The sequence below is a fragment of the Hoskinsella mucinilytica genome (genome assembly GCF_045223415.1).
Lineage (GTDB): Bacteria > Bacillota_I > Bacilli_A > Erysipelotrichales > Erysipelotrichaceae > Hoskinsella > Hoskinsella mucinilytica.
Map to the genome: position 1 here is coordinate 1 of NZ_JBEQZJ010000005.1, position 25813 is coordinate 25813.

The following is a 25813-nucleotide window of genomic DNA, read 5'->3' on the forward strand; positions in this document are numbered from 1 at the left end:
ACTATATACGTGTAAACGTTTACAGTTGGATTGTTACTGCGAATGCAGGCGATACCTAATCAAATAGAAAAGTGTTTAGCTAATTTATTTGTTTTCGTATAGGCTGCATTTTTCTTTTACATAAGGAGAGCTGGTGCGAATAGATGATTGTCAATAAAAAATTTAACAATAACGTTTTAATGTCTGTAGATGACAAGGGGCAGGAAGTAGTGTTGATGGGAAATGGTTTAGCGTTCTCATGCAGACCGGGAGATTTGGTCGATGAAAGTAAGATTGAAAAGACCTTCGTGATAGAGAAACATGATTTTCCAGAACAGTTCGTTCATGCACTGACAGATATGAGTGAAACCGAGATACAGATCATTAATAAAATATTAGAAGATGCCTCTGTTGCACTCAATACCGTATTTAGTGACTATCTATATCTTGCTCTAGCTGACCATATCCGTTATGCTTTGAAACGTTATGATGAACAGACAGAATTGACAAACCCACTTTTATGGGATATCGAACAAATATATCCGCAAGAATTTAAAGCAGCATTATCGGCTCTGAACACGATTTTGGAATATACAGGAAAACCGTTAAAAAAGGATGAGGCAGCTTATATTGCACTTCATTTTGTAAATGCCCAGCAAGAGAGCCTACCTTTATCTGAAACGATCAAGACACCAAAAATGATCAAACAGATCATCCGCATTATTGAATATCATTATGCGATGGAACTGGATAAAAATTCGGTATCTTATCAGAGATTTTTAGTCCATATGAGATTTTTTGCTCAGCGTGTAATCGCAAATGAGAAACTTGAGCATAACGAGTTATCCGTATTCACTCATCTAAAAGAGAAATGGAGCCGTGCATATGGATGTGTAGAAAAAATTGAAGCATTTATCCAACGCCAGTATCAGAAAGAAATTGGTGAAGACGAAAGATTTTATTTGATGGTCCATATCCAGCGTATGACAGGGTATGAAGAAAATTAAAAGGATTGTTACTGAAATCAGGCGATACCTAAACATAACTGCATTTTTGCGGTTTCGTTTAGGTATTTTATTTTATACTAGGAGGACATTATGAAAAAAATAGATACATTTAAAGATGATTTTTTATGGGGTGGCGCAATCGCCGCAAGCCAGATTGAAGGAGCATGGCAGGAAGATGGAAAAGGAATCGGGATATGTGATTTATTCGCATATCATCCAGAGAAAGATACATCATCGCTCCATAGTTCTCATATGACAAAAGAAGAAGTAGCCTTTGCACTGCAGGACAAAGATGGATATTATCCAAAGCGTTATGGAATTGACTTCTATCATACATACAAGGAAGATTTAAAATATCTAAAAGAAATGGGATTCAAAACACTACGATTTTCAATCAATTGGTGTCGTATTTTCCCAAACGGGGATGATGCAGAGCCAAACGAGAAAGGCTTGCAATTCTATGATGATTTTATCAATGAGGTAATTGCCAATGGTATGGAACCAATCGTTTCCATGCTCCATTATGAGATACCAATTGGGATCACGCAAACTTACGGAGGATGGAATCATAAAAAAGTCATCGACTTATTTTATCAATATGGGAAAACACTACTTGACCGTTATGGGGATCGTGTCACCTACTGGATTGCAATCAACCAGATCAATTTATTCCATATTGAACCATTTAATTCTCTGGGAATCTGCATTGACAGTATGGATAATTATGAAGAAGCGGCGTATCAGGGAATTCATAACCAGATGGTTGCGACAGCGATGGTGAAACAATATGCAAAAGAACATTATGGACAGGTGAAGATCGGAACCATGCTTGCAGATTTAACAGCATATCCGGAAAGTGGCAAACCTGAGGATGCAGTTCTGGCGCTTCACCATAATCGTATGAGCTATTATATGAGCGATGTTGCCTTCAGAGGATCATATCCTCAATATATCCTTCGTTATTTCATGGATCATAACTATTGTATTGATATCAGTGAGGCAGAAGAGATTCTATTAAAAGAAAATACTCTAGACTTTCTTGCAGTATCGTATTACTTCTCACAAATGGTTTCCTATGATGCTTTGCAGGATGATTATATCGGATCTGTAAAAAATCCATATCTGAAAACAAATCCATGGGGCTGGAATATCGATCCGAAAGGATTGTATCACTGTATTTCTCAATACTGGGATCGCTACCAGAAACCGATCATGATTGCGGAAAACGGATTTGGACAGTATGATAAAATAGAAGATGGATGCATTCATGATGATTACCGCATTGCATATCTAAAGGCACATATCGAACAACTGAAAGAATGTATCAAAGATGGCGTTGACGTATTTGCCTATTGTTCTTGGGGTCCGATCGATCTGGTTAGTGCCTCTACTCAAGAAATGGAAAAACGCTATGGCTTCATTTATGTAGATCAAGATAATTTAGGCAATGGAAGCAAAAAACGAATCCGCAAAGATTCCTTTGCTTGGTATAAAAAAGTAATTGCATCAAATGGTGAGGAATTATAGGAGGTCATTATGAAATATACTACATTAGTAAAAGATATTGTTAGAGAATGTGGGGGTAAAGAAAATATTCAAAACGCATGGTGCTGTACAACAAGATTACGCTTTAATATGGTGGATATGGGAAAAGTACAGGTAGAGCATATTCAAAAGCTTCCTCATGTTATGGGTACACAGGAGAAAAATGGACAATTCCAGATTATCATCGGTAATGATGTAGAAGAGGTTCTGGGAGAATTGATGCCACTTCTGGATGTTAAACCAAAGGAACCAGTAAAAAAAGAAAAAGGAAATGTCATCAGCACACTGATAGAGACGATTTCGGCAATTTTTACGCCAATCCTTCCTGCAATCATTGGCGCCGGTATGTTAAAATGCCTGCTTTCCATTCTTACCCTTGCCGGTATTGCTACGGAAACAAGTGACCTATATCAACTTCTCTATATGGTAAGTGATGCAGCATTCTACTTCCTACCATTTTTAATCGCAGTCTCCGCTTCAAGAAAGTTTAATACCAATGAGTTTTTAGGTGTAACGGTTGCCGGTATTCTGCTATATCCTACCTTGATCAATGGAGCAGCGCAAGGGTTAGAGCCAATGATGATTTTTGGTCTTCCGATACCCTATCTATCATATAGCTCCTCAGTGATTCCGATTATCTTAGGTATTTATCTATTTAGTATAATCTACCGCTTTTTGGAGCGTGTGATTCCTAATATATTCCGTTTTATTCTAACGCCGATGCTTGCGATTTTAATTACCGTACCATTTCTGTTGATGTTATTGGCACCAATGGGATTCTATATTGGAAATTGGCTGTCTGCAGGACTGATCTGGCTGTTTGATAAAGCAGGCCCAGTTGCTGGATTTATTCTGGGAGGCGCTAACCCTTTGATCATTATGACAGGTATGCATTATGCATTTATGCCTGCAGCAATTCAAAGTATTGCTACCAATGGATTTGATAACTTCTGGCTTCCATTTGCATTAATTTCTAATTTAGCAACTGCCGGAAGTATCCTTGCTGTCGTTATAAAAACGAAAGAAAAGGATGGTAGAGCATTTGCATTATCCACAATGATATCCAGTGTTTTTGGAGTTACTGAACCTGGATTATATGGGGTTCAGCTTAAGTTAAAGAAACCATTATACTGCAGTATGTGTGCAAGTGCGATTGCTGGCTGTGTTGCAGTTCTGTTAGGCGCAAGAACATATTCCTTCTCAGCTCCGAATATTTTGATTTTGCCAACATACATTGCACCGGATGGTGATATCAGTCCAATGATCGCAATTATCGTCGGTTTGCTAATTGCATTTATACTGGCATTGGTACTTACATTATTCAGTAAGTGTAAAGGCTTATCTGAACCAACAAAACAAGACAAACCAGTGGCTACAGATAAAGAAGAAAGCATCTACTCACCAATCCATGGCCGCTATGTACCTTTAGAAGATGTACAGGATATGACATTCTCCAGTGGCGCAATGGGAAAAGGATTTGCCGTATTGCCGGAAGATGGACACGTTTATGCTCCTGTTGATGGAGAAATTATCATGATATTCCGAACGAAACACGCCATGGCAATACGATCAGTATCTGGTATGGAAATTATGATACATATTGGTATTGAAACAGTCAACCTGGATGGTAAATACTTTGATGTTAAGGTAAAAGAAGGCGATTTTGTGCATAAAGGAGATCTGTTAAGTGTATTCGACTTGGAAGCATTACGAAAGGAAGGGTATGATCTGACTACGCCTGTTATTCTGACGAATGCCAGTGAGTTCCCTGAAATTGCTGTACAGACAGAAACAAAAATGCTGGATACAACAAGCGTGGTTATGAATAATCAGAGTTTGTAATATTGATACATCATTTTACATACTACTATAGAAAAGAAGACAGTGTCCCTACATTGTCTTCTTTTTGTAATATTTTGTAACAAGCATACTATCATACCATTTGTAAGAGATTGTTTGGTCTTATTTTCAGCCATTTTTTATCATACGTACAAGATAAGCTTGCATTTAATCATACATTAAATCATCTTACTTCAATAAAATGAAAAGTATGGTATCGTTGAGAACATAATCGGTAATTATCTCATAACGGATAAATAGATGATTATTATCAAGTATGGATCGAATATTTTATTCTTGTATTCCTTTTAGCGTTGTAGTTCTAGCTTGTTCTAATATTTTTGCATTTTGTATCTTAAAGAAACAGTTTTCCTGATAATTTTGAACAAAATAACAAGAAAACAATACATTTAAAATAAATGAAATGGATTCTTCTGTCGCAAAATTTGATATCTTTGTATATAGACGTTCTTTTGAGGATATTGTCAAAACACAATCCGTATGCTGACGTATAAAATTATCTCCACCACCGGTAATACCTATCAGTGGCACGCCTTGAGCTGCAAGTGTTTTTACATGAGAAATCGGATCTGCATTTTCATTATTTCCTGAATAAGATATGATCATAGCACAATCATCTGGACCTAGTGTTTTCGACATAATACCGGATTCTCCGGATCTTGCGATATCTACCTGTTTCCCTATCGTCACAAGCTTCCTGCGAAAAAGTTCTCCTAAATAAATATTGGGACTTAATCCGAAAATCACAATATGATTTGCCTTTAATAAATATTGTGTCGCTTTTTCTATCTGTTCATCCTCCATAAGATCTGCGGTATCCTGAATACTTTCGATTTGAAGTTTTTTCATTTTATTGATCAGATCTCTTGTGGAATCTCCTTCTTTAAACGGATAATTTACATCTACATCGCCTTGATGTGTCTGTTGATACTTAACCTCTGCGATGAATGCTTTCATAAAGTCCTTCCAACCGTCAAAGCCTAACGTCTTTGCAAATCGAGTAACCGTTGCTTTCGAAGTATAAGTGTATTCCGCTATTTCTGTAATTGTATAATGATAAAGATTTGCTTGTTGTTGCATGACAAATTCTCCAACTGCATGTCTTGCGTCATGATGTGTCATCATCAATTCCTCTATTTTCTGAAACAGATACATAAAGATCCTTCCTCTCATTATCTTCATTATACAGTATAGGCAATATGAAATCATTCGAATTGGAAAAAAACTGTATAAATCTATTTCTTGAGTATGACCGTCATCTATGTTTTTCCTTATATAAAATCAGAACAATTTAATACCAATCATGTTTTTCATTACGATCAAGATCTCGAATTTGTTTCATTTCTTTTTCGGTCAATGAAAATTTGAATATATCAAGATTTTCTTTGATATGTTTGGAATCGCTAGAGCCCGGTATAACAATAACACCTTTCTGTAAATTCCACCGTAATATCACTTGTGCTGAAGAAACACTATGAGCCTTGGCAATCGCAGAAATCGTATCATCCCCCAATAGTTCAGCAGTATGTCCTCTACCTCCTAGTGGATACCAACCTTGTACAACGATTCCAAGATTTTGAATATAGGGGATGACTTCATTTTCCTGATAATATGGATGGATTTCGTTTTGTATAAGAGCAGGTGTAATATCAACCTGTGGCAAAAAGTTTTCTAATTCTTCCACATACCAATTAGATAAGCCTATCGAATGGATCTTGCCATCTTTTACAGCTTGTTCCATTGCCTTATATGCATCAACATCATGGTCCCCAGGATGATGTAAAAGCATCATATCAATATAATCAAGACCCATACGTTCTAAAGCTTCATCAATTGCACTTGTTGCATTTAAAAACTGATTAGGATATAGCTTTGTGGTAACGAAGATTTCTTCTCTAGGCACATCAGATTCTCTAACGGCTCTACCTACTGATGCTTCGTTATGATACATATATGCGGTATCAACTAAACGTCCGCCATGATTCAAATGAGTCATTACCGAATGATAGCAGTCTTCATCTGAAAGGCTGTAAGTTCCTATTCCTAGAATCGGCATTTCATAACCACTATTCAAGAGTACAGTTCGTTCATCAAAATCAAATTTGCCGATTTGTTTCGTTGAAGTCTTACGCAATCCGTTAGTTTCAAGCCAAGTTGCGATTTCTTCTTTAGTTGTATTAGAAGAGAAACGTTGTCCATCCAACCAAGTTGCATGGTCTGCAAGAAAATGAAGTTCATGATCACTTGATCCTATATCACTACTCTGAGAAGTGCAGAATGGTAATATCGTTTTTTCTGAAAAATCGTAGCTTTCAAGAAAAGTGCTTATGATTCTTGGCGCCTGTCCATGCCAAATAGGATAGCCCAGAAGGATCGTGTCATATTGTTCCATATTCTTGATATTCCCTGATATAGCAGGACGTACATCCTTATCATTTTGTTCTTTATCCGCACGTCCATCTGTATAGTAAGCAAGATCTTCTTCTGTATATGGCTGTTTTGGCACGATTTCATAAATATCTGCATTCAGGATTTCTTTTGCATATTCTGCTAGATGTTTGGTTGTTCCTGTAGCAGAAAAATACACAACTAATGTTTTATTTGTCACTGTCCCATTTCCTTTCTCATTTGTTGAAACTTGGGCTTTTGAAGCATTATCTGATTGTTCTGATTTGTTGTCGCAAGCAGTTAGAGTTAACAGTGTAATAAAAATCATACATATCGTGATTGCTCGTTTCATCATTGTATCCACTCCTTATCTTTTTATCGCAAAGATAATCCAAAATCTTTTAATTCCTTCAATTTTTCCATTGAGCCATTCTGTTCACCATAGGCTGTAAACACGCCCATATCTTCTAAACCTAGGTAGTCAATAAAATCCCCTTTAAAAGAGAATAATGCTCCTTCATACATAGCATCATCACCAGAGCTTAAAATCATCGCAACTTTCTTAAGAAGTGGTGGTTTTTTCGGATAAGCAACAGAATAAAAGCGGTCGATCACACACTTCAATTGTCCAGATATACCGTGATAGTAAATTGGTGAAGCTATCACAAGCATCTCTGTTTCTGTTAAAAGATGATAAATTTCCTGCATATCGTCTTTTTGAACACAAGTACCATTTCCTTTTGTATGACAGTATTCACAGGCTAGACAGCCTTTGATTTTTTTCCTGCATACATCTATCACCGTTACTTTATGTCCTGATAATTCTGCACCTTCCTGAAATGCTGTTATCATCACTTTCGTATTTCCATTGGGACTTGGACTTCCATTCAGCACTAAAATGTTCATGATTTTCCTCCAATTGTCTTCAATATCTTTGCTGGCACTCCACCAACTATCCTATTTGCTGGCACGTCTTTTGAAACGACTGCTCCTGCTGCAATGATTGCATTATCGCCAATACTTATCCCTGGTAGTAAGGTAACATGTGCGCCAATCCAAACGCCCTTTCCAATATGAATAGGAGCAGGACGATTATCTGTTCTTTCACTTGGATCATGACCATGATTAATCGTGGCCATTACCACATTGGATCCAATCAAAGTATTGTCATCAATATAGATACCACCATGATCTTGAAAGTGACAGCAACAGTTAATGAAGACATTTTCTCCAATAAAGATGTTCTTTCCACATTCAGTATAAAAAGGTGGAAACAAGGAAAATGATTTAGGTACAGGTTTTCCTATCAGTTTAGAAAATAGTGTCTGAATTTCATCCATATCATGATATCCATTGTTTATTTCTGATGTGATCTGCATTGCTTCTGTTGCAAGTTGATGCATGATTTCATACATTTTTGATCCTCTGCTCACTACCTGACCTTTTTTTAAATAGTCTAAAACTTCTTGTGTTGTCATATAAAACAGTTCCTCAACTATCTGTATGATTTTTCAAAAATAGCTGCACAATCCTCATCATTTAATTCACAAGGATTGGCAAGGAACAATCCACCCATGGTTTCCCTGGCATTGATCGCTAAAGTCATACACTCTGATTTTTCAATTCCATAATCACTCATTTTTAAATCTGCAACACCGCATGCTTCCTGTAATGAAACAAGTGCAGTAATAAAATCTTCTGGTTTATTGGCATCTTTTATTCCCATTGCTTTTGCCATCTTAACAAACTGATCATCACAAGCATGTTTTTCAATAAAATAATCAGCAAATGCTTTTGAAATCATGATTAGTCCTGCACCATGAGGTAAATTATGGTGATATGCGCTCATTGCATGTTCCATACTGTGCTGTGCAGTCGTTGAGGTCAATTGCATCGCCATACCTGCCATCGTGCTACCATAAGCAATGTGCTCTCTTGCCTCTATATCCTTGCCATCTTTAACAGCACGAGGCAGGTATTTTGCGATATTTTCAATCGCAGAAAGAGCAATTGTTTCACTTAAAAGATTAATACCTTTGGACATCATTACCTCTGTGTTGTGAAACAATGCATCAAATCCTTGATAAGCAGTGTATTTAGATGGTATCGTAACCATAAGTTCTGGATCCACCAATGCCATTACAGGCGTAAGAATAGGATTACCAAAACCTATTTTTTCTTTTGTTTCTAAATTAGAGATGACACCCCAACAATTTATTTCAGAACCCGTTCCTGCTGTTGTTGTAATCGTTACGATTGGAAGTCCTGCTTCTTTTAATGGCAATGCTTTCCCTGTGCCTCCAACAACATAGTCCCAAAGATCCCCATCATTAGTCGCCATTGCTGAAATTGCCACTGAGCTGTCAAGTACGGCACCACCACCAAGAGCAACAATGAAATCACAATGATTTTCTTTCGCAAAGGCAGCACCTTCCATGACGATCTCACGAATAGGATTTTCCATAATCTTATCAAATACTACTGCTTCTATGTTTGCTTTTTTAAGTTGTTCAAGGGTACGATCAAGCGTTCCGTTTACCTTTGTTGATTTTCCATTTGAGGTAAGTACAATTGCCTTCTTTCCCGGCATTGATAACTCACTCAATTGATTCAGCATTCCTCTGCCAAAATAAAGATTTGTTGGATTATTAAAATTAAAGTTTATCATAAACAGTCCTCCTATATGGTTTCTTTTTGTAATTTATAAACTAAAAAATCTAGACAATCGATTTGTTCTTGCTCTTTTCGAACTTTACCGAGTAATTCATACTTATAGTTTTTAAGTAATGGCAACATATCTTGTGCATTTCCCTTTTTCACAAAAAACATGCATTTTAGAATAAGTGCTTCATCACAGCCCGCATCTTTTAAGTTTTGATATATCATACCTTGTCTATCTGTTGCTTCTGCCACTCTTTCACCTCCTACACTTTGATTATATTTTCCAAAACGCATTATGTCTAATACCTATAATTCATATCACATTATTCTTGACGAGAATAATGGTGATTGTTATACTGAGTATACTGTAGAATAGATCAAGGAGATGTCATATGGAAATACGTGTTCTTCGTTACTTTTTGGAAATCGCCAGAACCGGCAACATGTCAAGAGCCTCAGAAACGCTACATGTGTCACAGCCCACATTATCAAAGCAAATGAAAGAGCTAGAAATAGAGCTTGGAAAGAAATTATTTCGTCGTGCAAGTGTAGGTCTGATCCTTACTGATGAGGGAATGCTACTTCGAAAACGCACCGAGGATATTTTGGATATGATTGATAAAACAATGGATGAATTTGGGGCTCTTGATACAGTAACAGGTGGAGAAGTACATATTGGGTGTGCAGAATCTCATCAAATTAAATACCTGGCTCGCATCATAAAAAAATTCAGAGAGAATTATCCCCTATTTCACTATCATTTAACAAGTGGAAATACTGAACAAGTGATCGAACGCCTTGATAGAGGACTCATTGATTTTGCGGTAATCGTAGAGCCTCCTAATTTATCAAAGTATAACTATATCGAAGTACCTGAAACAAATGTATGGGGACTTGTTATGAAAAAAGATGACCCTTTAGCACTCAAGAAAAAGATTGAAATTCAAGATATCATAGGTCTTCCTCTGATATGCTCAGCTCAAGCTATGAAAGTGGATATTCCTAGGTGGTGTGGCGAATATATAGACCGTTTAAATTTATCTGGTACGATCAACCTTGCCTATAATGGGTCTATATTGGTGAAAGAGGGGGCTGGCTATATGCTGACCTTTGATAAATTAATCGATACCGGTATGGATAGTTCCTTGACTTTTCGTCAATTATATCCGACCCTAGAAACTAAAATGTATATCATTTGGAAAAAATACCAGGTATTTACACCAATTGCTGAATTATTGATCAATGAGATGAAAAATGAGTTAAAACAAACACAGTAACGATATAGCGTTGTTGTTTAGCGTTTATAAAGAAATAAATTTGACAAAAAAAAGGTTGTACCTGTAGCATCCATATTGCCTCGTACAACCTTATTTCTTTTATCGTTCCATCATACTGATGGATTCGATTCCTACACTTCCACCTCGTACAACCTCAATCGTCTTAAATTCTTCTTTCATTAATTTGATGACAGCATCATTTTTGGTAGCTGTTTGTACAAATTCCAACAACAAACTATCTCTACCATAATCAATGACCTTTGCTTTGAATGTTTGCGCAATTTGAAATAGCTCGGTTTTTTCTTCTAAAGTACAGTTTTGTACTTTTACATATAAAATTTCTTTCATTCGTACAAAGATATCTGTAAAATCAATCACTTTGATTACTTCAACCAATCGATTCAGCTGTTTTTTGATCTGTTCGAATGTTTCATCATCACTAACCGTAGCGATGGTCATTCTAGATATGGTTTCATCCTCAGTGGTTCCTACAGTCAAACTATCAAGATTATAGGACTTTCCAGAGAACAAACCTGATATTTTCGATAATACACCTACTTGATTTTCTACATACAGTGATATCCATCTTTTTTTCATACCATTTCCATTCATGATATTCACGCACCTCTCTTATAATATGCTAACAATCCATGATCATATCCTTCAGTGTTCCATTTGGTTGTATCATAGGATAAACCAAATCTTCGGGATTGATCAAAAATTCAATGATGACCGGTGTTTTTTTACTGTTCATCGCTTCACGAAATGCCGGTTCTATTTCTTCCTTTTTACTAACTCGAATACCTTTTGCGCCATAGCTTTCTGCCAATTTCACAAAATCAGGAGTATATTCAGGACAGGATACTTCGCCACAACGATTTCGACATGCGGCACCAGAACGAAGACAAGTCATTGCATAGCGTTTTCCATAGAACAGTTTTTGCCATTGTCTTACCATACCTAAATTATTATTGTTGAAAATACAGGAGATAATAGGAAGTTCTTCTAATACCGCAGTTGCTATTTCCTGAATATTCATTTGCATACCGCCATCTCCTGAAATCGAAATCACAGGCGTATCCGGATTTCCTATTTTTGCGCCAATGGCACCAGGAAGTCCATAACCCATGGTTCCTAATCCACCTGACATCAACAAACGTTTCTTATGTGTAATTTCCAAAAATTGTGCTGTAAACATCTGATGCTGACCGACATCGGTTACAACGATAGCTTCTTCAAATAACCGATTGATCGTTTCAATGATATCCTGAGGTGTTAAATCGGATTTCTTTTTCATCATCAAAGGATGTTCTTGTTTCCATTCATTGATTTGCTCTTGCCATTTTGAAGTGTTGCATTCATCAACATATTCCAGCATCTTATCAATTGCTTCCTTTGCATCAGCTACGATCGGTATATCTACTTTAATATTTTTAGAAATCGCTGCGGTGTCTATATCAATATGAACAATATTTGCATTAGGCGCAAAAGAATGTAGTTTCCCGGTAATACGATCATTGAATCTGGTACCGATGGAAAATAATAAATCACATTCATTTACAGCCATATTACAAGCATAAGAGCCATGCATACCAATATTTCCGATATAAAGCGGATGAGTTGTCGGTATCGCTCCTCTTCCCATAATTGTTGTAATGACTGGCACATTTGTTTTTTCTGCTAATTGAGTGAAATCCTCATTGGCATGAGCGATATTCACACCACCTCCGACAAGAAACAATGGTCGTTTTGCTTTTTGAAGCATTTTGATTGCTCTTTTCAACTGTCCGATATGTACCCCGGTATAAGGCTTATATCCACGAATATTTACCTTATCCGGATAATTCGCATCTCCAAGCTCACCCATAACATCCTTCGGTAAATCGATCAATACTGGACCGGGTCTTCCACTAGAAGCAATATAGAATGCCTCTTTGATGATACGTCCCAAATCCTCTCTATTTCTTACAGTAACGCCATATTTTGTAATACTACGTGTGATTCCAACAATATCTACCTCTTGAAACGCATCATTTCCGATAAGATTTCTTGCGACCTGTCCTGTAAAACATACCAATGGAACACTGTCGTAATAAGCTGTCGCAATGCCTGTAACAAGATTGGTTGCCCCAGGTCCGCTTGTCACAAGACACACACCAACCTTACCTGTCGAACGTGCATACGCATCTGCTTCATGTACCAATGCAATTTCCTGACGTGGTAAAATAATTTTCATACAATTCTGCTTATATAGCTCATCACTGATATCTATCGTACATGCTCCCGGATAAGCAAAAATAGTATCCACACCCTCTTCCTGAAGTGCTTTTACCAATAATTTGTTTCCACTGATTTTTTTCATAAGCATACCTCCCAAGTTTTATTTCTTATACTGTAACACAATCTTCCTTGGATTAAAACACCTTAATTGCATAGAAATGTAATCGCTCCCACATTTTTTTGCATAAAATTACATTTATTTTGCCTTTTATCTATCATTTTTACATATCCTTGTGATCTGCATCATCATAAAACAAAAAAATAGCATCTCTATTAAAATGCTATCTTGATTAGGCTAGTCTTTCTTCCATAATCATCTCTTCAAATGCAAGCTTCTTTAACATAGGTTCCATCTTTTTGGAAAACATACCGATAAGTTTCCCTGTCAAAATTGCTGAAATCAAGGTACCCTCTCTTATCGCAATGATACCGCCAAAGGAAACAAGTGATATGATTGCTCCAACGGAAATAAACATACAATCAGATAAAATCTTACTTTTTGAAAAAGATAACTGAAATCTTTGCGCAACTGCCAAATTGAATCCTTCTGGTGCATTGGGAACAATATCCATCGTAATATATATGGTTGCCCCGATTGCACAGATCACAACTCCTATCAGCATCACAAACAGTCTACTTATATAAGCATCCGGCTGTAAGAATTGAAGCATATGACCGGTGAAATCCACAAAGAAACCAAAACATATACTAAAAGGTATTTGTAATAAATCTTTTTTCTTAAATTGATCTTTTAATAAGATCCATTGAATCAATACGAGTATGGTATAAGTACTGACTGTAATCGTACCTAAAGATATTTGAGATGCCTCACTAAGCGGATAGGTAAACGCCGATACCGGTGATATGCCCAAAGCAGATATAATAGACAAATTGATACCAATCGTAATCAAAAATAGCCCAAATAAATATAATAGAATACGTATCCACATCTTCATAAACAACACTCCTCTTCTTTGTTATGAATTCATTGTACCCTCGATATTTAACTATGTCTAATACCTATCCTGTATTCTTTTCCATGCCAAATAGGCATAAACTAGCTTAGGATTCATAGCTTTAAGATGATATAACTTCTTTTTGATAAAGAACTAGTACTACTCTTTTGAACCTTCCTAATACATATTAAATACATAGAAAACTCATGGTAAGATGTAAAATACCACCTAACATTATAGAATCTATACCTCTCACTTGAATAAAAAGTCCATAAAGTGTAGTCTTGATCGTCGTACCTAAATTGGTAGCTGCTAGGAATCATCCATTTCCAAATTCCGGCTCACTGTTCACTGTACTAGTAATCCGATATTGATTGATATTCTCGGCTACTCTTACCAATCCCCAAGCAAAAGTTATCATTCTCTCATAAAGAAAAGCGCAAAATAGATGATATAAGTATAAAGATAATGACGTTATATTTCATATCATCTTTTTATCTTAAACTTGGTTTCCCATATCAAAAGCTTCTTTGCATAGTTCAGGATGATTCAATAGTTCTTTTTTCGTATCCAAAGCTGTACCGTAAACCACGCCTTTTAAACTAGCCTTATCAAAGCAATCGATCCATCCTTGTAGACCTTGAATAGCAACATCCATAGCACTCTTTTCTTCATCTGCTGCAGAAGTCATTAAATAGATATCTCTAAATTGATAGTCTATCGGATATAAAGGATTGCTTCTATCTAAAAGGGTTTTCATCTGTGCACACATTGAATAAAAATAAATTGGTGTCGCAAATGCAATCACCTCTGCTTTCGCCATGTTAGAAACGATAACGTCTAGATCATCATGTTGGATACAATGTCCGTCTTTCTTCACTTGACATGCCAAACATCCTTTACAAAAAGACAGTGTTTTCTCAGATAGTGAAATAAGCGTTACCTCATTACCTGCCTCTTTTGCGCCTTTCGCAAATGCCTCAGCCAATCCATATGAATTTCCCATTTCTCTTGGGCTTGTGGAAATAACCAATACTCGTTTACTCATTTTTATCCTCCTCTAAATTTTTCTGTTTCAACACTTCTATCAGAATATGTATCATATCAGTACATACTTGTTTTCTTATACAGTGTCAAAGCTTATCTTTCACAAAGAACACTTGTATTCTAGCATCTGCATTTCTTCTATACAAATGCTTTTATTAAATAGCTTCCTATGTTTTACAAGCATAGTAGATTTTGTTATAATGCAACTATAGGAGGCGATGTTCATGGAACTAAGAGTCTTGCAATATTTTCTGGCAATTGCACGAGAACAAAGCATTTCCAAAGCTGCGGAATTTTTACATATTTCTCAACCCACATTATCCAGACAAATCAAGGACATGGAGGAAGAGCTTGGAAAGCAGCTGTTCATTCGAGGAAATCGTAAAATCACACTTACAGAAGAAGGAATGATCCTTCGCAAACGCTCCGAAGAGATTTTAAATCTTGTGAAAAAAACAGAGGATGAAATCGCAATAAGTGATGATATCAGTGAAGGAGATATTTATATTGGCGCAGGTGAAAGCCATGCAGTTCATCTATTGGCAGATGGCGCAAAACAACTCCAGATGAATTATCCGAATATTCGCATTCATATCGCCAGTGGGGATACCAAGGATGTTTTGGAAGATCTTGATAAAGGATTGATTGATTTCGGTTTGTTGTTTGGAACCATCGATAAATCAAAATATGAATATTTAGAACTTCCTCATAAGGATACCTATGGTATTTTGATGAGAAGAGATTCTCCACTAGCAAATAAAGAAGTCATAACACCAGAGGATTTATGGGATAAACCCTTAATTTGTAATCGTAACACCCAACATAATGAAAACGAAATCTTTCAATGGTTAAAAAAGGATGCATCAGAAGTAACTTTGATTGCATCTTATAATCTTTTGTATAATGCTTCCATCATGGTAGAAGCGGGTATCGGGTATGCCTTCGCTTTAGATCACATTATTAATGTGAGCGGTAATAGCTCTTTGTGTTTTAAACCGCTATCTCCTCAATTACCGACTACTATGTTCTTTGTTTGGAAAAAATATCAGGTATTTTCTAAGGCCGCAGAAAAATATTTAGTACAAATGCAACAGATTTTATCATCATGATACCAAAAACGTAGGAACTCATAAAAATCCTATGTTTTTATTTTGTATTTAATAATTCAAAAGTCACGGTTACATCTGTTTTTCCTAAAGCCTGTTCAAGCCCTGTTGGATCATCGATCTTCCCTAATTTTGTATAAGGAAAAGTTGTAACGAAATCTTTATAAAACAAGACTAGACAGTCATCATTATATAAATATAAATCTCCTGTATGGATTTGGGAAACATGTTGTTGTGATTGGGGTAACCCTTCAGAAAATTCATAATATTTTTCATTTCCATGTAATTCCTTCATCATCACTGTCATGGGAAATCTTTTTAATAAAGCTTGTACTGTTTCATTATCATATAAACTTGCGGTGACTCTTTGTTCACCAATGCTAAGCTGTATTTTTCTCATGTGCTCTCCCTCTTCATTTTGTTTGATTGCATCTACTTTTTCGATTGAGATAGTTCCATTGAGTTGTGATATATGATCTCTTCCTGATATCACTTCACCTAATTCATATAAACCATCTGCGGCTTCACTTTCACCATAAAACAAAACCACATCTCCCCAAGGCTCATAATAGGCAATCGTATCGATCGCTCCCTTTGAAAAAGGAGTGTCCTTTATATCTAGCTTTTCAGGTGGATATAATATTTTTTCATTATCTCCATAATTTTCAACTTCGATCGTTAATGGTAATTGATCATAAAATGATTTTGCTGCTGGTGAATTATTTAATTCTAATATCATAATTTGATTTTGATTTCCTTCTATGATGACTTGCTTACTGCTTTCAATCTTTTGTTTTTCCGGCATGGACTTATCACACCCACTACATATGGATAATAGAAACAAGACCATATACAAGAATCTTAACTTTTTCATAGACATCCTCCTCTCTCTTTTTCATTATAGAATCCAAATATCCTACTATCAAATACTTAGTTTGTATGTTGTTTTATAACCGAAAAGCATAGATGTTATAGTAACACGAACATCAGTAATTAAAAGCGATTACTTATATCTATTGATATCAATTAAATTCTTATTTACATATAAGTAAATTACATATATCATGTATAAGAAAGTGTTATTTTAGTTGTGTCATGCTAAATCATACAACTTAATTTACTAGGAGGTTATTTTGATGCAAGATAAAGTTAGAACGTTTGTTAATGATTACTCAGTTAATCATAATGAAAAAATATGATATATTGATTTAGTAAGTGAAATAGGTGAATTAGGAAAAGAAATACTAAAAGCTACGGAGTATGGAAATAAAAAAGTTATTACGAATACAACTAGCATAGAAGAAATGGGAGATTGTTTATTCTCTATTCTAGCCTTATGTTGTGAAATGAATATAGATGCAGAAGAAGCTCTGAATTTTGCATTAAATAAGTATAAGCAACGTAATGAACTCAAAGGAAATATTGGTTCAAATACGTAATCTTCTATATTTAACAAGATGGTAATTATAACCCAGAATCAATGAATTTTCATTTATGCTCGTTTTCTCATATTGTACCATTTTTATATATCCAAAAAAAGAAGCAGATTTTCATCTACTTCCTTTGCTGATTATTATTTTTTTGATAAACGTGTTTTTAATATTTCTAAAGAATCACAGCTTAAAATATGTATGGTAGCTTCTTCTAATTGCTCTGGAGTTAGTGTTAATAACCACTCTCTTGCATCTTCATGATATTTGGCTTGAATCAATGCTTGAAGCGTTGTAATTTTTCCTTCAATTAATCCTTCATTTTTTCCATCAGCTTTTCCACTATCATACATCTCTTGCTGTATCGCTCTATCTCTGATTTCCGCAATCTCACTTTGTACTGCATACGACCATAGATCCTTATCATTTTGCAAATCATCATATTTTTTCATATACTGATCCACCACGCCTTCCTTTGCTTCCAGTATAGCATCGTATAACGTATTTATAAATAGGTAATCGTAAAAAAGAAGCAGATTTTCATCTACTTCCTTTGCTGATTATTATTTTTCTGGTAAACGTGTTTTTAATATTTCTAAAGAATCACAGTTTAAAATATGTATGGTAGCTTCTTCTAATTGCTCTGGAGTTAGTGTTAATAACCACTCTCTTGCATCTTCATGATATTTGGCTTGGATCAATGTTTGAAGCGTTGCTTGAAGCGTTGTAATTTTTCCTTCATTTTTTCCATCAGCTTTTCCACTATCATACATCTCTTGCTGTATCGCTCTATCTCTGATTTCCGCAATCTCACTTTGTACTGCATACGACCATAGATCCTTATCATTCTGCAAATCATCATATTTTTTCATATACTGATCCACCACGCCTTCCTTTGCTTCCAGTATAGCATCGTACAACATATTTATAAATAGGTAATCGTAAAAAAGAAGCAGATTTTCATCTACTTCCTTTGCTGATTATTATTTTTCTGATAAACGTGTTTTTAATATTTTTAAAGAATCACAGCTCAAAATATGTATGGTAGCTTCTTCTAATTGCTCTGGAGTTAGTGTTAATAACCACTCTCTTGCATCTTCATGATATTTGGCTTGAATCAATGTTTGAAGCGTTGTAATTTTTCCTTCAGCTTTTCCACTATCATACATCTCTTGCTGTATCGCTCTATCTCTGATTTCCGCAATCTCACTTTGTACTGCATACGACCATAGATCCTTATCATTCTGCAAATCATCATATTTTTTCATATACTGATCCACCACGCCTTCCTTTGCTTCTAGTATAGCATTATCGGCTTCGTTTTTAAATAGGTAACATAGTTTTTCTACATCTGTCATGTCCTTTACTTTTTTATTCAAATATTTCAGTGATGGCAACGATACAAAATATATGACCGCCATATCATTCTCTAACAATGGTCGACCCGTTTTTTTCATCATTTCATAGCGATTGATCAACTCATGATCTTCGTCCATTTCAAAATCCACAAAGATGATTAGATAGGTCGGATGGAAAGTGGTGTAATCATTTCCTCTATTCAATTGATCTAACATCATCCTCATCAAATACATAAAGAATCGCTTCTTTTCAGTAGCCACAGCACCATAGCTTTGCATTTCAATATTGTATTCTCGTCCCTCCTTGTCCTTGACATGCACATCCATGACAATTTTCTTCCCATCAAACGATATGGGAAGGTATTCTGTTTTTTCAACATAACTTTCCACTGGCTCAATACCTGTAATATCTTTGATCACAGTATCTCTGATATTACGAGATATTACATCCTCACCGGATAAAGCATACTTAAAACAGACATCATTACGATAACTAACTTTTACTTCATTTTTCTGCAAATCATTATTCATTTTAAAACCTCCTTTGTAAGTAAAGGTATTGCAGCCAAGAAACCCTTACATATATCTAATACGTAAAGAAGGTGAAAAATCCTAAAAATAAGAGAGAAAAATTTATGATATTTTCTTAAGATTTATGAATTACGACAAATACGGACAATATAACCTAATAAAATAAACAAGACACTCATTAGAATTTGATAATCATACAAATAAAACTATTAAGATTCCACATGCTTTTCATATTCATCTTAGGCATAGCTTTCTATTTATCATAAGTATTTGAAATAGAAACGATTGTAGCTATACTGAAATAGAAGATCTTCCATGGTAATTTTTTCTATCAACGAAACTCCACAAAACGATATTCCCTATGCTATACTAAAAGAAAAGGAGGGCGTCTCTTATGAGAAAGTTTTTTTCTATTTTCACTGTATGCTTCCTAATATTAGGAACATCTGGATGCATACAAAAAACCGACACCCAGAAGGCACAAACGGTTAATGATAAACAAAACAAAGAAGATACTGCCATAGATTCCAACAAAATATTGATTGTTTATTATTCAAGAAGTGGTAATACGGAACAACTTGCACAACTTATTCACAGCTATGTTGGTGGCGATATGATTGAACTTGAAACAGAAAAACAATATGCTGAGGATTATGATACCATATTAGAAGAAGCCGAAAAAGAACTGCAAGAACAAGCACGGCCTGCATTAAAAAGTACGATTGAGGACATCTCACAGTACGACTATATTTTCATAGGTTATCCTATCTGGTGGGCAGACACGCCTATGGCTATTCTAACCTTCATGGAAAGTCATAGCTTTGCGAATAAAACACTAATTCCTTTCTGTACCTCAGGTGGTGGTGGATCCGGTTCCAGTTTTGAAAGTATCACAAAAGCAGCAAATCAAGCTACAGTTCTAGAAGGGTATTCTATTATAGATACGAAGATAGAAACTGCGGCTCCTGAAGTAAAGGAATGGCTTAAAAAAATTGGTTTTTAAAATTATATAAAAACTGCTCAAATGTGGTGACACATCCAAGCAGTTTTTTTCATTTAATCTAAGTCATCTCCATTTGATGCAATTACCTGTTGATACCAATAGAAGGAATCTTTTTTATAACGATCTTTTGTTCCGTTTCCTTCATTATCTAAGTCTACATAAATAAAACCATAGCGTTTTTTCATTTCACCTGTAGATGCACTAATCAAATCAATACAGCCCCATGGTGTATAAGCTATTAAATCTACTCCATCTTCTATTGCTTCTTCCATAGCCTTAATGTGGCTTCTTACATATTCAATACGATAAGGATCATGAACACTTCCATCTTTTTCTAAAGTATCTGTTGCTCCTAAACCATTCTCTACAACCATAACAGGAATCTGGTAGCGATTATAAATTTCGTTTAGATAATAGCGAAGCCCATCAGGATCCATACCCCATCCCCATTCAGAATATTGAATATAAGGATTTTTTGCACCTAAAGATAAATTTCCAACACCATCCATTTCTACATTATCATGTGTTGTGACACAGCTCGTAGAATAGTAGGAGAAACTAAAGAAATCAACCTTACCCTTTAATAAATCCTGAGCATCTTGCGGTTCCATATTGAGAACGACTTCATCTTCTTTCCACACTCGATTCGCAAAAGCCGGATAAGCGCCTCTCACCATAACATCGCCACAATAATAGAAAGAATCTTGCATTTTCTTTTGTGTTTTTAATACATCTTTTGGATCACAAGTTAAAGGATAAGAACACATACCCGCAATCATGCATCCAACTTTAAATTTTGGATTAATTTCATGTGCACGTTGTACAGCTTTTGCGCTTGCGACAAATTGGTTATGTAATGCTTGATAATTTTCTTTCAATTCGTCTTTTGTTAAATTTGGCCAAAACTCTTTCACCATTAACTGATTATTAATCTCATTAAAGGTTAACCAATAAGTAACCAAATCTTTATATTCGTGAAATATCACTTCGCACAAACGACCAAAAAGCTTAATAAGCTCACGATTACTCCATCCTCCTAGTTCTTCTTCTAAATATAAAGGTGTATCATAATGCGATATTGTTACCAATGGTTCTATATGATATTTCCTTAATTCTTCCAATACACTACGATAGAATGCCAATCCTTCTTGATTTGGTTCTTTTTCAATACCTTTAGGAAAAATTCTTGACCATGAAATACTCATCCGAAACATCTTGAAACCCATTTCGGCGAATAATGCAATATCTTCTTTATAGCGGTGATAGAAATCTATTCCCTCATGATTAGGATAATAATAGCCATCTAAAACACATCCTTTTGCATCTTTAGGTAAGGATCCTTCAAATTGTGAAACTGCTCCTGTAGTGCCATCAGATAAACGATAAGTTATTAGACGTGATGTTGTTGCGGTTCCGCCTGTTGTAACATCGGTTCTAGCAGGGCCACGTCCTCCTTCTTGCCATCCACCTTCACATTGGTTTGCTGCTGTGGCACCACCCCAATAAAATCCTTTTGGAAAACTCATATTTTTATCCTCCTTAACATATTGCGGTGAGTAATTCTTCACCGATATTTACATGTTTTGTATTCATTTCTACAATATCCAAATAATTATCACTATTTGTTATGATGATTGGTGTTGATAAATCATAGCCTTTAGCTATTAAATCATCACGTTCAAAATTCAGTAGTTCTTGTCCTACTTTTACTTGATCCCCTTGTTTTACTAAAGCATGAAACCCTTCTCCTTCTAAACGTACTGTATTCATACCTACATGAATCAAGACTTCGCATCCATCTTCTGATACGATTCCAATAGCATGTTTTGTAGGAAATAGAGTTCTTATTGTGCCATTACATGGTGCTTTTACAACACCTTCTTCTGGAATAATGACAACCCCTTTTCCTAAAGCACCGCTAGAAAATGCCTCATCGTTAGAATCATTTAATGAAATAATTTGACCTTTCATAGGTGATACGATAGTTTCCTGATGGATTGTTTTAGGTGAATCTATTTTTTCAGGAGCTTCTACAACATCATCTTTATACATCATATAAGCAACAATAAATGAGAATACAAATGGAATCACTACCATAAGAGCAATAGGAAGTATCTCAGCACCTGCTGGATTCAATAATCCTAATAAACCGACAACTCCCATCCCTGCATAAGTATACGCAGTGATATTCGTTATGGCTACTATAAGACCTCCAATAGCACCACCGATACAAGATATTACAAACATCTTTATTCTAGGTAATGTAACTCCATAGATTGCTGGTTCTGTGACACCAAAAATTCCAGAAATAAATGCAGGAAGTGCTACTGATTTTAACTTCTGATCTTTTGTCTTTAGATATATAGCTAACACAACACCAATTTGAGCGAAACTTACGCAACTGGTAAATGCTAATATCTGACTTGGATGTCCCTGCATAAGTTCCATAAAAGGAAACATTACTAGTACACCATGAACACCAAACAATACCAATATCTGCCATGTACCTGCTAATAAAGTTCCTGCAATCAAAGGACTGATATTAAACAAGAACGTAATTGCTCCATTAATTCCTACACCGATTAAGTTAGCCAATGGCCCAACAATAATGAATGTCAACGGGAAACAAATTAATAATGTAATCAATGGTGTCGCAAAACCACGAAATGAGGATGGTATGATTTTATTAAAGAATTTAAAAAGTGGTGCGGCTATTGCTATGCCAAATACTGCTGGTAAAAAAGTAGAGGTATATGTAGCATTCACGACGTACCCAAATAAACTAATATCTATACCTTGGATAGCTGGATAACACAGTGCTGCAGATAGAATGAAACCAAATACAGGATCTATTTCTAGCTTTTTCGCTACATTATATCCTAATAATAATGGCATAAACCAGAAGAAACAATCTCCTGCTGCATTCAATAATGCATAAATACCGGATTCAGGTGTAATACCTACCATGGTCGCAACTACAAGTAGACCTTTGATAATACCACATGCACACATTAAATTTAAGGTTGGACCCATCGCTGCCATTACAACCCCCAAGATTCGTTGCATGACACTTCCTTTTGGTTTTACTTCTTCATCTGAATTAGTTGACACATTGTCTAATCCTGCTTCTTTACAAACTTCCTCATACACATAAGGTACGTGCTCGCCAATTACCACCATGTATTCACCCATGGCTTTCATTACGGTAATGACACCATCCAAATTCTTCAGATAGTCATCATCTGCTTTCTTTTCATCTAATAAATTAAATCGTAAACGAGTAACACAATGACGTAAACCAGTGATGTTTTCTTTCCCACCGACATGGGCAATAATATCTTTTGCTAAACTGTTATACTTTTCCATTTTTGTTTTCCTCCATTTTATAAAAAGTATGTAATATGAAGGTTAAGCCAACTTAATGTTACCATCCTATATGTGAAAAGTTTTCATATTCTATCTCATCACATCCTTTTCTTTTATTTCTGATCGATCATTTCTTCCTTTATATACCGCTCGCTGAACGTGAATAGTTAAATACAATTTTTCTTCATCAGTGAGCGTATACTGATATTTCTTTTCTAAAAACGTTCCTATTTTACATACACATTTATACGAAGTTTCATATTTTACTTTGACAACATCCAAGAAATCTAAATCATCTTCACTTTGATACTGTTTTTTTGCAAATAAGCGTCGTGCAAAGAATTTCAAATGTGTAATAAATCGGTAATAATAAGCAGATTTTGTATCAAACTCAATAGAGAAATAATACTTTACAATATTTGTGATATCTTGTATAACTTTGGTTATGTTATAGACTTCTTCCATATTTGAATCATCCATTTCTGCATTGACCAAATGGAGAGCAATATAGGCTGCTTCTGCTTCAGGAAGACGTACTTTAAAGGTTTCTTCGATAAGATCTAAAGACTTACAGCCAATTTCAAATTCTTCTTCATAAAATTGTTTGATATCCCAAAGTAAACCATTGGATATATTTACACCATCCAAAAATCTCTGCATAGTCGCATAAAGATGATCACTTAACGATATCAATAAACTATCATTCATCTTTTTTCCCAGATCGACCCATGCCATTTCAATGATCTTATTGGATGTTTCGATATATTCTAAGGGGATATCACATAACAATTGCTCTAATTGCTTTGTTAGTGTACTACGTGCCAAGATAAAGACTTTATTAATCATGGCTTGATCAATTTCATCACCAATATGTTTCTTATACCCAATGCCTTTTCCACAGACGATTTGTTCTTTTCCCTCATCATTAAGTGTGATTAATGCATTATTTGTAAGAATTCTTTGTATTATCATATTCTACCCTTCTTTCCCTTTACACATAAAAAACCTATTCACAATACGAAAAACAATCGTTTGTAAATAGGTTAAGCTCGTCTTGATGACAATTACCATCCTAATTGCATTTTTATAATAACACAAGAAATACCGTTATGCAAGCGTTTTCCTAAAATGTTTTCAACCATAAAAATTAGAATAAAAGTCAGAATATACATCATAAAGAAATAACCCTAACTTTTTAATAATTCTATTTCTTTTTCACTAGTAAATAGCTTTCTTCTATCAGATTGATCACCTTTTCAAAGGTAGCTCTTTGATTCAACATGACCGTTATCCAATATTTCTTATTCATATGGTAAGCCGGAAAGAAACTTTCATGATCTATCAAGCTCTCTATCGTTTCAGGTCTTACTTTCAGATTGATGACATCAATGACACCTTCTTTTTTCATTCCTAAATAACGATATGGAATTCTCATCATCAACGCAAACCATTTCTTAGATTCCGGTATCTTAAAAACAGCATAGGTTGGCTGATTATCCCAAGGATATTCAGGATCTACTTGATACGCCTCTTTCATATGAGAAAATATTTCATTTCTAAGTCCGATCGGTGTCATACATGTTTCTATGATATCCTGAACCACTACCTCAACTTTTTTTCTGATTTCTGTCACAAAGCTACCGGATGCTGAGGATAATTGAAAGGGTATATATTCCTCATTCAACTCTTTATCATACACATTCACACGAAACCTTTGATCATTTATTTCAATTTTCAGATATAAAGTTTCATTACATTCTTGTTGATAGGTATATCCATTCCTACTTTCACAAAAACCATAAGCTTTTAAGGCAGAAACATTTAATTCATAGGCATCTAAAATCGCATCCTTATTCATCTTTAACACCCTCTCTGTAAATCATTATATCTACTTTTGATATTATCTACAATGAATTCGTGTTGATTCTAATGCTCATCATGAATTTACCAATAAATAATTACTTGTATCTCATAAAATATCTTCTATAATGTAAGAGTGTTTAAGGAAGGATCGGTGAT

Annotated in this window: 25 protein-coding genes; 7 read left to right on the top strand and 18 right to left on the bottom strand. The window is 35.2% G+C overall.

From position 1 onward, the window contains the following. The first annotated feature begins 143 nt into the window (after window positions 1-143). The 3 genes from licT (UGRO018_RS02485) (at window position 144) to UGRO018_RS02495 (ending at window position 4373) form a co-directional block, all read left to right on the top strand. Window positions 144-986, top strand: a complete 843-nt coding sequence (gene licT, locus UGRO018_RS02485) for a BglG family transcription antiterminator LicT (RefSeq protein ID WP_416324872.1) — start codon at window positions 144-146, stop codon at window positions 984-986. 90 nt (window positions 987-1076) lie between these two features. Further along, a complete protein-coding gene (locus UGRO018_RS02490; RefSeq protein WP_416324873.1) occupies window positions 1077-2513 on the top strand; it encodes a glycoside hydrolase family 1 protein in 1437 nt (478 codons plus the stop codon). 9 nt (window positions 2514-2522) lie between these two features. Beyond that, on the top strand, window positions 2523-4373 hold the full coding sequence (locus UGRO018_RS02495; protein WP_416324874.1) for a beta-glucoside-specific PTS transporter subunit IIABC: 1851 nt from the start codon (window positions 2523-2525) through the stop codon (window positions 4371-4373). A gap of 288 nt (window positions 4374-4661) precedes the next feature. Here the strand turns inward: UGRO018_RS02495 and UGRO018_RS02500 are convergent, their stop codons facing one another. From UGRO018_RS02500 to UGRO018_RS02525, 6 genes are all read right to left on the bottom strand, one after another. Then, window positions 4662-5546, bottom strand: coding sequence for a MurR/RpiR family transcriptional regulator (locus UGRO018_RS02500; RefSeq protein ID WP_416324875.1), 885 nt, complete (start codon window positions 5544-5546; stop codon window positions 4662-4664). Window positions 5547-5682: 136 nt separating this feature from the next. Next, window positions 5683-7134 (bottom strand): aldo/keto reductase, encoded by a 1452-nt coding sequence (locus UGRO018_RS02505; RefSeq protein ID WP_416324876.1) that lies wholly within the window; start codon window positions 7132-7134, stop codon window positions 5683-5685. A gap of 20 nt (window positions 7135-7154) precedes the next feature. Continuing rightward, entirely contained in the window at window positions 7155-7685 is a 531-nt protein-coding gene (locus UGRO018_RS02510) for a flavodoxin family protein (RefSeq protein WP_416324877.1), read from the bottom strand. Further along, window positions 7682-8257, bottom strand: a complete 576-nt coding sequence (locus UGRO018_RS02515; RefSeq protein ID WP_416324878.1) for a DapH/DapD/GlmU-related protein — start codon at window positions 8255-8257, stop codon at window positions 7682-7684. Before UGRO018_RS02515 ends, UGRO018_RS02510 begins: the two co-directional genes overlap by 4 nt. 17 nt (window positions 8258-8274) lie before the next feature. Next, entirely contained in the window at window positions 8275-9447 is a 1173-nt protein-coding gene (locus UGRO018_RS02520; protein WP_416324879.1) for an iron-containing alcohol dehydrogenase, read from the bottom strand. A gap of 11 nt (window positions 9448-9458) precedes the next feature. Next, complete coding sequence (locus UGRO018_RS02525) at window positions 9459-9692, bottom strand: hypothetical protein (protein ID WP_416324880.1); 234 nt, start codon at window positions 9690-9692, stop codon at window positions 9459-9461. Between the two features lie 140 nt (window positions 9693-9832). Between UGRO018_RS02525 and UGRO018_RS02530 the strand changes: the two genes are divergently transcribed. Continuing rightward, complete coding sequence (locus UGRO018_RS02530) at window positions 9833-10717, top strand: LysR family transcriptional regulator (protein ID WP_416324881.1); 885 nt, start codon at window positions 9833-9835, stop codon at window positions 10715-10717. Window positions 10718-10816: 99 nt separating this feature from the next. Here UGRO018_RS02530 and ilvN read toward each other — a convergent pair whose 3' ends face one another. From ilvN to UGRO018_RS02550, 4 genes are all read right to left on the bottom strand, one after another. Continuing rightward, on the bottom strand, window positions 10817-11329 hold the full coding sequence (gene ilvN / locus UGRO018_RS02535) for an acetolactate synthase small subunit (RefSeq protein ID WP_416324882.1): 513 nt from the start codon (window positions 11327-11329) through the stop codon (window positions 10817-10819). 28 nt (window positions 11330-11357) lie between these two features. Further along, window positions 11358-13079 (bottom strand): biosynthetic-type acetolactate synthase large subunit, encoded by a 1722-nt coding sequence (gene ilvB / locus UGRO018_RS02540; protein WP_416324883.1) that lies wholly within the window; start codon window positions 13077-13079, stop codon window positions 11358-11360. Between the two features lie 208 nt (window positions 13080-13287). Further along, a complete protein-coding gene (locus UGRO018_RS02545; RefSeq protein WP_416324884.1) occupies window positions 13288-13953 on the bottom strand; it encodes a YczE/YyaS/YitT family protein in 666 nt (221 codons plus the stop codon). A gap of 499 nt (window positions 13954-14452) precedes the next feature. Continuing rightward, complete coding sequence (locus UGRO018_RS02550; RefSeq protein ID WP_416324885.1) at window positions 14453-15001, bottom strand: flavodoxin family protein; 549 nt, start codon at window positions 14999-15001, stop codon at window positions 14453-14455. A gap of 223 nt (window positions 15002-15224) precedes the next feature. On the opposite strand from UGRO018_RS02550, the gene UGRO018_RS02555 reads away from it, so the two are divergent. Continuing rightward, on the top strand, window positions 15225-16109 hold the full coding sequence (locus tag UGRO018_RS02555; protein ID WP_416324886.1) for a LysR family transcriptional regulator: 885 nt from the start codon (window positions 15225-15227) through the stop codon (window positions 16107-16109). 37 nt (window positions 16110-16146) lie between these two features. On the opposite strand, the gene UGRO018_RS02560 is transcribed toward UGRO018_RS02555, so the two are convergent. Beyond that, complete coding sequence (locus tag UGRO018_RS02560; RefSeq protein ID WP_416324887.1) at window positions 16147-16980, bottom strand: cyclophilin-like fold protein; 834 nt, start codon at window positions 16978-16980, stop codon at window positions 16147-16149. A gap of 346 nt (window positions 16981-17326) precedes the next feature. On the opposite strand from UGRO018_RS02560, the gene UGRO018_RS02565 reads away from it, so the two are divergent. Then, window positions 17327-17545 (top strand): MazG nucleotide pyrophosphohydrolase domain-containing protein, encoded by a 219-nt coding sequence (locus tag UGRO018_RS02565; protein WP_416324983.1) that lies wholly within the window; start codon window positions 17327-17329, stop codon window positions 17543-17545. A 134-nt stretch (window positions 17546-17679) separates the two neighbouring features. Here UGRO018_RS02565 and UGRO018_RS02570 read toward each other — a convergent pair whose 3' ends face one another. From UGRO018_RS02570 to UGRO018_RS02580, 3 genes are all read right to left on the bottom strand, one after another. Beyond that, window positions 17680-17988, bottom strand: coding sequence for a transposase (locus UGRO018_RS02570; RefSeq protein WP_416324888.1), 309 nt, complete (start codon window positions 17986-17988; stop codon window positions 17680-17682). 111 nt (window positions 17989-18099) lie between these two features. Beyond that, complete coding sequence (locus UGRO018_RS02575; RefSeq protein ID WP_416324889.1) at window positions 18100-18408, bottom strand: transposase; 309 nt, start codon at window positions 18406-18408, stop codon at window positions 18100-18102. A gap of 111 nt (window positions 18409-18519) precedes the next feature. After that, a complete protein-coding gene (locus UGRO018_RS02580) occupies window positions 18520-19425 on the bottom strand; it encodes a PD-(D/E)XK nuclease family transposase (protein WP_416324890.1) in 906 nt (301 codons plus the stop codon). Between the two features lie 394 nt (window positions 19426-19819). On the opposite strand from UGRO018_RS02580, the gene UGRO018_RS02585 reads away from it, so the two are divergent. Continuing rightward, complete coding sequence (locus tag UGRO018_RS02585; RefSeq protein WP_416324891.1) at window positions 19820-20428, top strand: flavodoxin; 609 nt, start codon at window positions 19820-19822, stop codon at window positions 20426-20428. A gap of 53 nt (window positions 20429-20481) precedes the next feature. On the opposite strand, the gene UGRO018_RS02590 is transcribed toward UGRO018_RS02585, so the two are convergent. The 4 genes from UGRO018_RS02590 to UGRO018_RS02605 form a co-directional block, all read right to left on the bottom strand. Continuing rightward, entirely contained in the window at window positions 20482-21954 is a 1473-nt protein-coding gene (locus UGRO018_RS02590; protein WP_416324892.1) for a glycoside hydrolase family 1 protein, read from the bottom strand. Between the two features lie 13 nt (window positions 21955-21967). Continuing rightward, window positions 21968-23794, bottom strand: a complete 1827-nt coding sequence (locus UGRO018_RS02595; RefSeq protein WP_416324893.1) for a beta-glucoside-specific PTS transporter subunit IIABC — start codon at window positions 23792-23794, stop codon at window positions 21968-21970. 90 nt (window positions 23795-23884) lie between these two features. Then, window positions 23885-24766, bottom strand: coding sequence for a BglG family transcription antiterminator LicT (licT, locus tag UGRO018_RS02600; protein ID WP_416324894.1), 882 nt, complete (start codon window positions 24764-24766; stop codon window positions 23885-23887). A 232-nt stretch (window positions 24767-24998) separates the two neighbouring features. Then, window positions 24999-25652, bottom strand: coding sequence for an MmcQ/YjbR family DNA-binding protein (locus tag UGRO018_RS02605; protein WP_416324895.1), 654 nt, complete (start codon window positions 25650-25652; stop codon window positions 24999-25001). Window positions 25653-25813: the final 161 nt, after the last annotated feature.